Raw genomic sequence first — 13597 nt, forward strand, 5'->3', positions numbered from 1 at the left:
CATCGCGGCCCTGTGACGATTCTTCATCACGCGGCATCCCCTCCCAAGTCACGGCGCGAACGGGTGTCGCCGTACCGGGTGACGTTAGGTACCGGCCGCATGACCTGCATCACCCCACCGGGTGAGAACCTCGTGAGCGTTTATCCGTGTTCTAACCCTGATAAACACTCACGAGGGTCCGGCAGCGACTTGCCAAGCTCGGCCTGGTCGGACCAGGCTTGGGCGGGTGTCCACCGACCTGCTCCTCTTGCCGAGGGTGGCGTACCGCGGCAAGGAGATCACCGGGCCGCGGATGCGCACCCTGTTCGCCCTGCTGGCCGCCGATCTGCGGACTGGTTGCAGTGCGTCCCGGCTCGTCCAGGAGCTCTGGTGGGACGAGCGGCCGGAGTATCCGGGCAAGGCGTTGCAGATCCTGGTGTCGCGCGCCCGTTCGCAACTCGGGGCCGGTCTGATCGCCAGTACGCCGCATGGTTACCGGCTCGCGCTGTCCGAGGACCAGGTCGACACGTCGGCGGTCCTGCTCAGCGGGTCAGCGAGCGCGCAGTGTCTGCGGGACGGGGACTACGCGGCCGCGCTCCAGCACGCCGAATCCGGTCTTGCTCGATGGGCGGACGCGGAGGCGGAGGCGGGCGATTCGGAGGCGGTTGATCCGCTGTCGATGTTGCGTGCCGAGCGGATGTCCACGTACCGGTCGCTGTTGCGGATCCGGGCGCTCGCCCTGTCTCGGTTGGGGCGGTACGCGGATGCGCTCGACATTCTCGGCCAGGTGTTCCGCGAGCGGCCTCAGGACGAAGAAGTGCTGGTGGAGCTGCTGCGGTGCGAGGCGGCGACGGCGGGACCGTCCGTGGCCATCACGCGGTACGACGCCTACCGGCGCTCTCTGCGTGACGAGTTAGGCACAGATCCCGGGCCCGCGTTGCAGCAGATGTACCACGAGTTGCTGCGTGGTTCTGCGCCCGTCGTGCGCTCAGGCATACCGCAGGAGCCGAACGCGCTGCTCGGTCGTGACGACGACATCCTCGCGGTGACGCACCTGATGCGGTCGTCTCGCGTCACCTCGATCGTCGGCACTGGAGGCCTGGGCAAGACGCGGCTCGCCTACGCCGTCAGCCGCCGTGCGGAACAGCACGCCGTACACCTCGTACCCCTCGCGGGCGTGACGTCTGATGACGACGTCGCCAGCGCGGTCGCCGCAGCGCTCGGTGTTGGGGACGGCCGGCTGACACCCGTGGATCTCGTCACCGGGATCGTCAACGCTCTCGGTCACGGGTCGGCCCTGCTGGTCCTGGACAACTGCGAGCACGTCGTCCGTGGCGCCGCCGAACTGGTTCGAGCGCTGATCTCGATGACGGGCGACCTGCGGGTGCTCACCACCAGCCGCGCCCGACTCGGGCTGTCGTCGGAGTCGGTGTACCTCCTGCCGGAGCTGACGCTGCCAGCCAGCGTCGAGTTGTTCAACCACCGCGCGAAAGCGGCACGTCCCACGGCCGAACTGCCGCTGGACGCGGTGCAGGACGTCTGCGGAAGGCTGGAAGGGCTGCCACTGGCCATCGAACTGGCGGCGGCCCGGGTACGGATCATGTCCGTCCCCGAGATCGCCGTCCGATTGGCCGACCGCTTCGCCCTGTTGCGGGGCGGCGCCCGGGACAGCCCGGAACGGCACCGGGCGCTGCGGGCCGTGATCGACTGGAGCTGGAACCTGCTCGATCCGCCCGCCCAGGCGGCGATGCGGGCGCTGTCGATCTTCGTGGGCGGGTTCACCGCCGACGCGGCCGCACACCTGCTCGGCACCGGTGACGTGCTGGACGTGCTGACCCAGCTGACCGATCAGTCCCTGCTCAAGGCCGTCGACACCCGGTCCGGCGCACGGCTGCACATGCTGGAGACGGTCCGCGAGTTCAGCGCCGTGGACCGCGACGCGGACGTCACCCGGCGCTTCCTCGCGTGGGCCCGCGACTTCGGCACGGCCAACCACGACGCGGTGTTCGGCGACGACCCCGTCACGGCCACCTGGCTCATCCGCGCCGAACAGGACAACCTCCAGCTGGCGTTACGGCTCGGGCTCGACCGCGATGACGGCGCGACCGTGTCCGCCATGGCGGCCGTACTCGGGTGTCTGTGGTTGTTGGAGTCCAACTTCGCCCGGCTGAGCTGGTTGACCGAGCAGACCCAACGATGCCTGTCACATTTCCGGCCGGAGCCGGCGCACGTCGAGATCACCCGCACCGCCGCGGTCATCTCCGCCGTCAACACCTTCCTCATGCACGGCCCACGAGCGACACGCGCACTCGTGGTCCTTCGCCGTCTGCCTCTCGGCACACCGGACACCACGACGCGAGCCGCACACGCGATGGTGCTCGGGCCCGCGGACCACGCGGACACACCCATCCTGTTCTGGATGCGTGCCGGGTTCGAAAGCTTCCTCCACCAACAGCACAACAACATCGACGAAGCACTGTTCGCCGCCGAACGGATGCTCAGGGCGGCCGACACGCTGCGCGGCCCGCTCTTCCCCGCCTTCGCGCATTCCCGTCTCGGCGAACTGAGCCTGGACGCCGACCAAGGTCACCGGGCACGCGACCACCTGGCCGCCGCGTTGCCGTTGATCGTCCAGGTCGGCGCGCGGTCCAGCACCGTCCGCGGCCGATGGGCGCTGACCATGGCCAACTTGCAGATCGGCGCCTACGACGAGGCCGAGCGCTGGGCCGACGAAGCCGCCATGCCCGGCGAGGACGACCCGGTCGGGCTGGCTCTGCGGGCCGAGATCATGCTGGGACGAGGTCAGGTCGAGGCCGGTCTGCGCGCGTGGCGGCGAGTGGCCGACCGGATGCTCCCGGGCGCGGACCCGGTCATGGGCATCGACACGTCGGTCGCGGAAGCGTGGTTCATCGAGGTACAGGGCGTCACGCTCGTCGCCCACGCCCGGCACGGTCATCTCGGCCTCGTGCGGGACATCGCCGGCACCGCACCGGGCCTGCTGGCCGAAGTCCTGACCCACCGTCCGTCCACAGTGAACTTCCCGTCGTACGGCTCCCTGCTGCTGGGCATCGCGGCGGCCGACATCGCCGACGGCCGGCCGGGCGCCGGAATGGTGGCGCTGGCCGAGAGATTCCGGTTCTCCCGGGGATACCAGCCGACGATGTCCCCCGCGCGGGCCCGGGAAATGGCCGAGCAGTCCGACAAGGCGGCGTACGCGGACGCTCAGTCGGCGTACGCCGCCCTGGACTCGGGCAGTCTGGTGGCCGCGGCGCTCACGGCCCTGCGCGAACGGATCAGCGGTTGAACAAGGCGCGAGCCCAGAAGTAACCGCCGAACGCCATCAGCGCGCACCAGATGACCGCCCAGATCCAGCTGTCACCGATCGGCGTGCCGATCAGCAGGCCCCGCAACGTCTCGATGACCGGCGTGAACGGCTGGTTGTCGGTGAACCAGCGCACCGCCGCGGGCATCGTGTTCGTCGGGGCGAACGCGCTGCTGATGAACGGCAGGAAGACCAGCGGGAACGTGGCGAAGCTCGCTCCCTCCACGGTTTTGGCCGCGAGTCCGAACGCGACTGTCAGCCAGCTGGTCGCCAGCGCCATCATCACGACCACGCCGGCCACACCGAGCCATTCGGCGAACCCGGCGGACGGCCGGAAGCCCATGATCAGCAGGACTCCGATGACCAGCGCGACGCACACGACGGTCCTGAGCGAGCTGCCGACGACGTGCCCGGTCAGCACGGCGGCGCGGCTGATCGCCATGGTGCGGAACCGGGCAATGATGCCGTCGGCCATGTCGTTGGCGACGGCGATGGCGGTCGACGCGACGCCGTATCCCATCGTGAGGACGAGGCCGCCAGGGGCGATGTAGTCGACATACTCGCCGCCTGCGGTGAACGCGCCGCCGAGGATGTACACGAACACCAGGATCAGGATGATCGGCACCAGCAACGAGCCGAACAGCGTCGACGGGTTGCGCAGCGTGTGCCGCAGGTTGCGGCCAAGCATGAGCGCCGAGTCGTTCACCGCATGGGATAGCGACGTCATGACACCTCCAGGGTGGCCGAGCGGCCGGTGAGGGCCAGGAACACGTCGTCGAGATCGGGCGTGTGCACCGACAGGCTCTCGATCTCGACCGCCGCGGTGCCGAGCCGGTCCAACAACGCCCGCAACGATCGGACGTCGCCGTCGTACGGCACCTGTAGCGCCAACGTGTCGTCGTCCCGCCCTGTCGTCTCAAGGACCTGTTCGGCAGCCGCGAGTCCCGCGATGTCGCCGAACTGCAGGCGGATGTGCCCGCCCGGCACCCTCCGTTTGAGTTCCTCCGCCGTGCCCTGCGCGACGATGCTGCCGTGGTCGAGCACCACGATCCGGTCGGCCAGACGGTCCGCCTCCTCCAGGTACTGCGTGGTCAGGAAGATCGTGATGCCCGCGGCGGCGAGATCACGGATCCGGTCCCACATGGCCCGGCGGCTGCGCGGATCCAGTCCGGTGGTCGGCTCGTCCAGGAAGATCACCCGTGGCCGGCCGACCAGCGTCATCGCCAGGTCGAGCCGCCGCCGCATGCCGCCGGAATACGTGCTCACCGGTTTTCCGGCCGCCTCGGTCAGCTCGAACTGGTCCAGCAGCCGCGCCACGCGCGTCCGCCGGTGCCGCCGGTCCAGCCGGAGCAGCCCGGCCATCAGAGCCAGGTTCTCCTCGCCGGTCAACAGGTTGTCCACCGCGGAGAACTGTCCCGTCACACCGATCACGGCCCGTACCGCATGGGGCTGGGTGATCAGGTCGTGCCCGGCGATGCTCACCTGCCCGGCGTCCGGCCGTACCAAGGTGGACAGAATCCGCACGGTCGTCGTCTTGCCGGCGCCGTTCGGGCCGAGCATCGAGAAAATCGACCCCTCGGCGATGTCCAGATCGATGCCGTCGAGCACCACGTTCCCGCCGAACGACTTGCGCAGCCCAGTAGCCGCGATCATCGCCCCTCCTCTCGTCGTCACGCCGACGAGAGTGCTGGCGCCGGGATTTGCCGCGGTTTCATCCCGGTTTCATGGCGCTACCGCAGCACCACCGTGGTCAACGACCGGGGTGCGAGCTGCGCGGACAGCGTCTTGCCCTGAACGCGTACGGCGTCAGTCGCGGTTAGCGAGCGGGTGGTGTCGGTGACGTACGCGCGCGGACGCCCAGGTATGTCCAGGGTGAAGTCCGTGCTGACGGTCGTGGTCGCGGTGTTGAGGATTTCCACCACCCGGCTGCCGTCGGCGTTGCGGTACGCGGAGACCTTCAGTGCGGTGTCGGCGGTCGCGGCCTGGACACGGACCGCGTCCGGGCGGATGAACCGGCTGTAGGAAGCCAAGGCCCACAGTCGTTTGGACACCCGGTAGCTGTCGCCGCCGTTGGTTCCGTCGTCGAGCTGGATCAAGCCACGGGTGGCGCCGAGCGACGCTCCGAACCAGAACACGTAGCCGTTCGCCTCGCCGGTGGTCAGCGTGTCGTGGATGTTCTGTGCTACGGCGAAGCCGTCGTAACCGCTGTTGTCGTCCCACGCCTCGTTCCAGGTGGTGCCGTTCGGCGACCACTCCGACATCCACGTGTGCTTGTCGGTCGGCAACGGCCCGTCCACCGGGCTGCGGTACGGGTGACCCGCGTGCGTGGTGATGTAGTCGCGTGCCACCGGATCGGCTTCGATCGCCGCGGTGTACTCGCGCTGCTGGCTCCAGCCCGCCGCGTCACAGCAGACCAGTTTGAGCTGCGTGCCCTGCACACGCGGGCCGAGGACCTTGGTGAACTCCACGGCCTGGGCAGGCGTGAGCCGCATGGAGGCGTACGACGTCGTCCACTCAGGCTCGTTGGTGAACCCGAGATCCGTGATGGTGATGCCTTCCTGGGCGTAGAAACGGGTGTACTGGACGAGGTAGTCCGCGTACGCCCGCCGCCAGTCGCCGCTGGTGCACGACGTGCCTTGCAGGCCGCAGAGCGTCCCGCCGTTCGCGTCGTCACCGTTGTCCTTCATGTAGCCAGGTGCGCTCCAGGCGTCGGCGTAGAAACGGGTCACGCCGTATGCCTTGGCCTCCTTGGCAAGCCAGACCTGTCCGCCGTCGTCGCCGTCCCAGACGTACTTCGGCGGCGCGGCCGGGCCGCCCGGATCCACCGGCTGGATGGACAGCATGCGGTCGTAGGGGTTGTCCGCGGACGAGCCGATGCCCAGCCGCAGAATGCTCAGCCCGGCGCCATGGGTACGGCTGAGCAGCAGATCGAGCACCTCCCGTTGCTTCTGCGGCGACAGCCCACGGGCGCCGTGCATCAACGCGGCGCGTTGGAACGCCTGGGAGAAGCCGAATCCGTCGATGCGTTGCAGGCTGTGACGGAAGTCGATGGTACCCGCGGCGCGGGCGTGCGCCGCGGGTACCACCTGAACCGACAGGACCAGTCCAATTGCGACTATTACCGGGAGGCGGCGCATTGTGCTCTTCCTATCGGCAGTTCGAGTCGTTCAGGGTGAACCCGGCCGGTGTGCTGTTCGGTCCCGCACGGGAAGCGAGGAAACCGAACGTCACGGACGCGCCCGGCTCGATCCTGGCGTTCCAGTTCGCGTTGACGGCCGAGACCGCCTGGCCGTTCTGGGTCACGGTGGCGTTCCAGCCGTTGCCGACCTGCTGGCCGTCCGTGAACGGCCAGCGCAGCGTCCACCCGTCGATCGCGGTAGTTCCGTTGTTGGTCACGGTGACCGACGCGGTGAACCCGTTGCCCCACTGCGACTCCACTTTGTACGCGACCGAACAGTCCACTGTGCGCACGAAGCCGACCTGGTGCAGCTGCCCGGGCAGGTCGTTGATCAGGTAGATCTCACCGTCGGCGGACGTGCCGAAACTGGTGACCTGGATGGGCAACTCGCCGATCCTGGCCTGGCTGTAGGTGCCATCGGCGTTCTTGCGCAGTGCCCACGCGGGATTCGAGCAGTAGTCGGAGGCCAGGTACGTCCCGGCCGCCAGATCCGTGTACCGGGCGCCCCGGTACACGACCCCGCCGATGACCGCACAGCCGTCGGTCGACGTGGGATAGCTGAACACCGGGTCGGTGTAGACGGCCCCTGGCTCACACCGGGTGGCGTCGAAGACCTGCGGACCTTCCCGGCACGACCAGCCCAGGTTCGCGCCGCCCGCGGTGGCGGCCAGGTGGTCGATCTCCTCGAACGCGCCCTGGCCGACGTCCCCGATCCACAGCGACCCGTCGGCCGGGTCCACCGAGAACCGCCAGGGATTACGGAGTCCGTACGCCCAGATCTCCGCCCGCGCGCCCGCCACGCCGACGAACGGGTTTCCCGGCGGGACACAGTAGGCGAGCCCGTCACAGGAACGGCCGACATCGAGCCGGACGATCTTGCCCAGCAACGTGTCCAGGCGCTGACCGGCGCGGAACGGATCACCCGCGTCGCCGCCGTCACCGATTCCCCAGAAGAGCAGGCCGTCCGGCCCGAACGCCAGCTGACCGCCGTTGTGGTTGGGATACGTCGCATGCTCCTGGCTCAGCAACTCCTCGAACCGGTTGTCGGTCAACCGGTAGCGGCCTAATGTGACCGCGTTGTCCGGGAGCCGGGTGTAGGCCAGGTAGATCGTCTGGTCGTCGGCGAATGCCGGTGACACGGCGATACCGAGCAGCCCGCGTTCGTTGCCCGCCTCGCTGACCCGGTCCTGGATGGTCAGCAGCGGCGCGTCCGCCAAGCCGGTGGCCGGGTGGTAGATGCGGACCGTGCCGGACTTCTCGCTGATGAACAGCCGTCCGCTGCCGTCATTGGGCGCCGAGATCGCCGTGGGCCTGCGCAGCCCGAACGCCACTTGTGTTGTGGTGACAGCGATGTCAGCCAGCCCGGCGTAGGCCGCGGTACTGGCGACCGAGGTGACTGTGCACTGGACGGCCGGTGGGTCGTTCGTGCCGGACCAGCTCGCCAGGAATCCGAAGGTCGCCGAGCCGCCGGGCGGCAGGCCGCCGTTCCAGCTCAGGTTCCGTGCGCTCACCTCGGCCGCGTTCTGGGTCACCGTGGCGTTCCACGACTGGCTGATCCTCTGGCCGTTGGTGAAGCTGAGCGTCGCCGACCACGATGACGTCGCCGCTGTGGTGTTGTTGCGGACGCTCACCTCACCCTGGAAACTGCCGTTCCACTGGCCGATCACGCGATACGTCGCGACGCAGGAACCGGGCGGCGGTGGGTTTGTGCCGCCGAGAGCGGCCGTCACGGCGGGGTACCACCGGTCGGACATCTTCTGGAAGCCGGAGTCGATCGGGTGCACCCCGTCGTAGGTGTCCGTCGCCGCGTTGAAGCCCGTCCACTGGTCCACCACGGCGATCGGCGACTGCGCGGTCGTCTTTTCTGCCGCCCAGGCGGGAATCGCGTTGTTGAGCGCCACGACCCGTTGCGCGCAGGCGGAACAGCCGCTCGGCTGCATCGGGATGATCTGCGCGACAACGATCTTCATCGCCGGGTTGCTCGCCCGCATCTGGTCGACGAGCTTCGAGTACGCGGTCAGGATCGTCTCGGGCGCGATCGCGTTCCACACGTCGTTCGTGCCCAGGTGCATCAGCACGATGTCCGGCCTGGTCGCGGACAGCCAAGCCGGCAACTGGTTCTGGTTGGCGATACCGGTGGCCAGGTACCCGCCGTGGCCCTCGTGATCACCGTCGTGCGGGACCGCGCAACCGCCGCCGGGCTGCGTGCCGACGAAGTCGATGTTCGAGTATCCGTTGCGCTGCAAGCGATCCCACAACAACGCTCGCCAGCACCCGGGGCCGGCCGTGATCGAATCGCCGAGCGGCATGATCCGCGCCGGGGCCGCCGGAGCGGCCTGCGGACCTGCCGCCGCCGGCACGCCGACGAGAGTGCCCAGCACTACCACCACGGACATCACAGCATGTCGCCACATTGCCGACTCCGCATCGCCGGGTAACTGGGAGCGCTCCCAGCCTGGCCCGCCGCCCTGCTCTTGTCAACGCCCCGGCAATCGAAAGAACAAGCACGCCGATCCCGGCCGCCGCCGGGCGCCATCCACCGCACCAGCATTTCCCGAGAGGAAACCCTGATTCAACGCTACCAAGGAGGTCCGACACTTTCGGAACGCCGCGTTCGGGAAATCGCTTTCCCGGCCGGACTGTCGCTGGCGTCCTTGGCGCACAGCGGTTACAGTCGAGACGCGAGCCTTTCTCACGTTCACCGCCCTGCCGAGGTGATCACGATGAAGCGTCTCCCGCTTGTCCTGCTGGCCGCCCTGTTCCTGCTGCCACTACCGGCGACGGCGGCGGCTGAACCGTTCTGGTTCGACAGGGCCAAGGTCGGCGTCTCCGGTGACGTGTTCCGCGACGAGCACGGGCGCGAGATCGTGCTGCGAGGGTTCAACGTCTCCGGCGAGGCGAAGCTGGCCGAACAGCGCGGCCTGCCGTTCGCGAGCGTGGCCGACGCGCGCGTGTCAGCCGCGGCACTGCGGAAGATGAGTGGTGCCAACGCGATCAGGTTCCTGGTGACGTGGGCGTGGATCGAACCGGAGCCCAAGCGGATCGATCACGGGTACCTGGCCAAGGTCACCGAGCAGATCACCGCCTTCACCGACCAGGGCATCCGCGTCTACCTCGACTTCCACCAGGACCTGTACTCGCGGTACCTGTTCAACCGCGACAGCTGGTACACCGGTGACGGCGCGCCGGAATGGCTTGTCCGGGCGGGCAACTACCCGCGTGAGTCGTGCGGGCTGTGTTTCCACTGGGGCCAGAACATGAAGAACAACCAGGCGGTCACCAGCGCCGTGTACGACTTCTGGCACAACCGGGAACTGCAGACCAGCGCCGGGCCGATCAGGATCCGCGACGAGTTCCTGTTCCAGGCAGGCGAAACACTGCGGTACCTCAAGCAGAACCTGTCCCCCGCCGCCTTCGACATGATGCTCGGCGTCGATCCGCTCAACGAGCCCTACGCCGGGCGGTACGACGCCGGGCAGAGCGGCCCGACGTGGGAGCGTGATCTGCTGTGGCCGTTCCACCAGCAGTTCCGCCAGCGGATGGACGAGGCGGGCTGGACGGACAAGCCCGTCTTCGCCGAGCCGTTGGTGTTCTGGAACCAGAACGTGGAGTTCTTCGCCGAACCCGGCGGGTTCACCGCGCTGTCCCGGCTCGGTCCGCGCTACGTGTTCAACTCACACTTCTACGACGGCAAAGCCCAGTCCGGCGTGCTGAAACCCGGCAACGCCAACGACGGCGAGTACACGGCGGACTTCCGCGAGATCCGGGACCGCGCCACATCCCTGGGCAGCCCGGGGATCGTCTCCGAGTTCGGCCACCCGATCGCCGGATTCACCTCCGACAAGGCGCCGAGCGTGCTCAAGGCGATGTACCAGGCCCTGGATTCCCGGGTGACCGGCGCCGAGTGGTGGGCCAAGTCAGCCGAGTCGGGCCGCGCGCTGTCCGGCAGCCAATGGCATTGGGACATCTACTACAACCGTCACCACGAGCTGATGAACGACAACCCGGACAAGGTCAAGACCGAGGGCGACGCGATGAACGACGAGCACTTCTCCGCCGTTCGGCTCGACGGGACCACACCGGTGTTGAATGTGGACGGTCGCCTGATCGACCGCGCGTTCCCCCGGGCGGTCGCGGGAGACACGCTCGCTTTCACCTACGAGGATCGAGTAGTGTCCGCATGGAACAGGATCCCGGACACCATGCCCGCGGTCCGCGCGCTCGCCGGCACGGGCCAGTACGCCGTGATCGCCTGGCGCTCCAACGGAAGCACCGCTCCGACCGAACTGCACCTGCCCGCGGCCTTCCGCCCGGAGTCCACCACTGTGGTCAGCGACCTCGGATCGGTCACCGGATTGCCCTCGTACACCGGGAAGGAGCCGGTGGCGGTCGCGCCGGAGCCGGGCGTGCCGGGCGTCAACCGGCTCATGCTGTCCGGTCAGGACACCGGGAAGGTCCACTTCGCCCTGGTGGCCGGCGAATCCCGGCCGACGCAGGCAGCGCTCGCCGAGCTGACCGCCTGGGCGGCCGCGCTGAAGTAGCCTCCTGTTGACGCAACCGGCGGGTTGCAATAGTGTGCAACCAGTTGGTTGCACACAGGAGGCTGTCATGGGGTTCCCCGATCGCATCGAGCGGACCGTGGAGTTCGCCCACCCGCCGGAGAAGGTCTGGGCGGCGATCACCACGGCGGAGGGCTTGGCGGGCTGGTTCGGCGACGAGGCCACGATCGACCTGCGTCCGGGCGGCGCTGCCGAGTCGAAGTGGAAGGGCGAGCGCGCGGCCCGGATGCGGGTGGAACGGGTCGAGGAACCCGCGGTGTTCGGCTTCACGTGGCAGGTCCACGGCATGCCGGAGGACGACCCGCGCCGCACGTACGTCGAGTTCACGCTCGAACCGACCGGTTCGGGCACCCGGCTGACGGTGGTGGAGACCGGGTTCGCCCAACTGCCGCCGGACGAGTACCGGGTGGCGTTCGACTCGCACACCGACGGCTGGCCGCGCGAACTGGGGGAACTGGCCGAGTACCTCGATGCGGCCTGACATGGAGGCCGTCGCGGAGCAGGTCTTCACCGCGCTCGCCGACCCGACCAGGCGCGGCATCCTGGCCGCGCTGGCGGCCGGCGGGCCCGCGACCGCGACGGACCTCGCCGCGCGCCTGCCGATCAGCCGGCAGGCGATCGCCAAACACCTCGCCCTGCTCGCCGAGGCCGGACTGGTCACGGCGGAGCACGGCGAACGCCGCCGCGTGCGGTACCGGCTGCGCTCCGCCCCGATGCAGGTGGCGCAGCAGTTCCTGGCCGCGCTGGCCCGCGACTGGGACGGCCCGCTCGCGGCCTTGAAGGACCACCTCGATGGAAGGACGACGTCGTCATGAAGACGCCACCGATCGTATCGGCGCAGGAGTGGGAGAACGCCCGCCGGCAGCTGCTGGTGAAGGAGAAGGAACTGACCCGCGCCCGGGACGCGCTGGCCGCGGAACGCCGCCGCATGCCCTGGCTCGCGGTCGAGAAGACGTACACGTTCGACGGCCCCGCAGGCCAGATGAGCCTGCTCGACCTGTTCGAGGGGCGCCGGCAGCTGATCGTCTACCGCGCCTTCTTCGAGCCCGGCGTGCACGGCTGGCCCGACCACGCGTGCCCCGGCTGTTCACTGGTCGCCGACCAGGTCGCGCACGTGGCGCACCTGCATGCCCGCGACACGACCCTGGTCTTCGCCTCGCGTGCGCCTCAAGCCGACATCGAGCGCATGCGGGCCCGGATGGGCTGGACGGGCATTCCCTGGGTCACCATCACCGACGAGTTCGACCTCGACTTCGGCGTCGACCAGTGGCACGGCACGAACGCGTTCATCCGCGACGGCTCGAAGGTGTTCCGGACCTACTTCGTCAACAACCGCGGTGACGAGGCGATGGGCGGCACCTGGAGCTACCTGGACATCACCGCGCTGGGCCGGCAGGAGGACTGGGAGGACTCCCCGGAGGGCTACCCGCAGACCCCGCCGTACGAGTGGTGGAACTGGCACGACGAGTACAGCGACGCTCCGGCGACCGCGGCGTGGAAGGCCAAGATCGCCGGCGCCCGGACGGAATGAACGGCCCGTTGTCGGCAGGCGCCGCTATGGTCGGCGCCTGTCCGATGATTTCCGACACGGGAGCTGTCTGAACTGCCATGACGACGACGCACACACTGGAAACCGCCGAGGCCGACCTCACGTACGACGTGCACGGCCCGCAACCTGCCCCAGGCGGCAGACCACCCCTGTTCATGATCGGCCAGCCGATGGAGGCCAACGGTTTCACCACGTTGGCGTCGTACTTCCCGGACCGGACGGTGATCACGTACGACCCGCGTGGTCTGGGCCGCAGCAAGCGCAAGGACGGCCGGACCGACAACTCGCCCACGGTGCAGGCGCAGGACGTGCACGCCATCATCGAGGAGCTCGGCGCCGGCCCGGTCGAGGTTTTCGCCAGCAGCGGCGGCGCGGTGACCGCCCTCGCGCTGGTGACGGCGTATCCGGACGACGTGACCACGCTGGTGGCGCACGAGCCGCCGATCATCTCGGTGCTGCCCGACGCCGAGGCCGCCAAGCGCGCCCAGGCCGGGTTTCTCGAGGCGTACCAGGCCAAGGGGTTCGGCGCGGGCATGGCGGGTTTCATCGCGATGACGTCGTGGCAGGGCGAGTTCACCGACGAGTACTTCGCCCAGCCCGCGCCGGATCCCGCGCAGTTCGGCATGCCGACCGAGGACGACGGCGCCCGTGACGACGTGCTGCTGTCCGACCGGTCGCTGCCTGTCACCGAATACCGGCCCGACTTCGACGCGCTGACCAAGGCGCCGACGCGGATCGTCATCGCCGTGGGCGAGGAGTCCGCGAACACCTTCACCGGCCGCACGGCGATCGCCACCGCGCGGGCGCTCGGCCAGGAGGCGACCGTTTTCCCCAGCCACCACGGCGGTTTCCTCGGCGGCGAGTTCGGGTACGCCGGCCAGCCCGAGGCCTTCGCGGAGAAACTGCGCGAGGTCCTCGGCGGCTGACCTTCGCGAAAAAGCCGTGCGGACGGCCCGTGCACCGCGGGCCTTCCGCATGCCGCGACGGCCGCGGCGCTGGAAAAGGTGCTC

The 13597-nt window shown here is 68.9% G+C and carries 10 protein-coding genes; 6 read left to right on the top strand and 4 right to left on the bottom strand.

Going from position 1 to position 13597, the window contains the following annotated elements:
- Positions 1-226: 226 nt before the first annotated feature.
- Positions 227-3283 (top strand): ATP-binding protein, encoded by a 3057-nt coding sequence (locus tag GC106_RS36335; protein WP_173139981.1) that lies wholly within the window; start codon positions 227-229, stop codon positions 3281-3283.
- On the opposite strand, the gene GC106_RS36340 is transcribed toward GC106_RS36335, so the two are convergent.
- The 4 genes from GC106_RS36340 to GC106_RS36355 all read right to left on the bottom strand — a co-directional run bounded on the left by GC106_RS36340 (position 3273) and on the right by GC106_RS36355 (position 8875).
- Complete coding sequence (locus tag GC106_RS36340; RefSeq protein ID WP_173139984.1) at positions 3273-4028, bottom strand: ABC transporter permease; 756 nt, start codon at positions 4026-4028, stop codon at positions 3273-3275. The genes GC106_RS36335 and GC106_RS36340 overlap by 11 nt on opposite strands.
- Positions 4025-4954: an ATP-binding cassette domain-containing protein gene (locus GC106_RS36345; RefSeq protein WP_173139986.1), complete on the bottom strand. Its 930-nt coding sequence runs from the start codon at positions 4952-4954 to the stop codon at positions 4025-4027. The genes GC106_RS36340 and GC106_RS36345 overlap by 4 nt, the downstream gene beginning before the upstream one ends.
- 77 nt (positions 4955-5031) lie before the next feature.
- Entirely contained in the window at positions 5032-6438 is a 1407-nt protein-coding gene (locus tag GC106_RS36350) for a glycoside hydrolase family 30 protein (RefSeq protein WP_173139988.1), read from the bottom strand.
- A 10-nt stretch (positions 6439-6448) separates the two neighbouring features.
- Positions 6449-8875: a cellulose binding domain-containing protein gene (locus GC106_RS36355; RefSeq protein ID WP_246367600.1), complete on the bottom strand. Its 2427-nt coding sequence runs from the start codon at positions 8873-8875 to the stop codon at positions 6449-6451.
- A gap of 327 nt (positions 8876-9202) precedes the next feature.
- Here GC106_RS36355 and GC106_RS36360 point away from each other — a divergent pair, with 327 nt between their 5' ends.
- The 5 genes from GC106_RS36360 to GC106_RS36380 all read left to right on the top strand — a co-directional run bounded on the left by GC106_RS36360 (position 9203) and on the right by GC106_RS36380 (position 13513).
- Complete coding sequence (locus GC106_RS36360) at positions 9203-11020, top strand: cellulase family glycosylhydrolase (protein WP_173139992.1); 1818 nt, start codon at positions 9203-9205, stop codon at positions 11018-11020.
- A 67-nt stretch (positions 11021-11087) separates the two neighbouring features.
- Positions 11088-11519: an SRPBCC domain-containing protein gene (locus GC106_RS36365; protein ID WP_173139995.1), complete on the top strand. Its 432-nt coding sequence runs from the start codon at positions 11088-11090 to the stop codon at positions 11517-11519.
- Positions 11509-11853, top strand: coding sequence for an ArsR/SmtB family transcription factor (locus tag GC106_RS36370; RefSeq protein ID WP_173139997.1), 345 nt, complete (start codon positions 11509-11511; stop codon positions 11851-11853). Before GC106_RS36365 ends, GC106_RS36370 begins: the two co-directional genes overlap by 11 nt.
- Positions 11850-12569: a DUF899 domain-containing protein gene (locus tag GC106_RS36375; RefSeq protein ID WP_173139999.1), complete on the top strand. Its 720-nt coding sequence runs from the start codon at positions 11850-11852 to the stop codon at positions 12567-12569. Before GC106_RS36370 ends, GC106_RS36375 begins: the two co-directional genes overlap by 4 nt.
- Positions 12570-12646: 77 nt before the next feature.
- Positions 12647-13513, top strand: coding sequence for an alpha/beta fold hydrolase (locus tag GC106_RS36380; protein ID WP_173140001.1), 867 nt, complete (start codon positions 12647-12649; stop codon positions 13511-13513).
- Positions 13514-13597: the final 84 nt, after the last annotated feature.

This window comes from Kibdelosporangium persicum (genome assembly GCF_013280595.1).
GTDB lineage: Bacteria > Actinomycetota > Actinomycetes > Mycobacteriales > Pseudonocardiaceae > Kibdelosporangium > Kibdelosporangium persicum.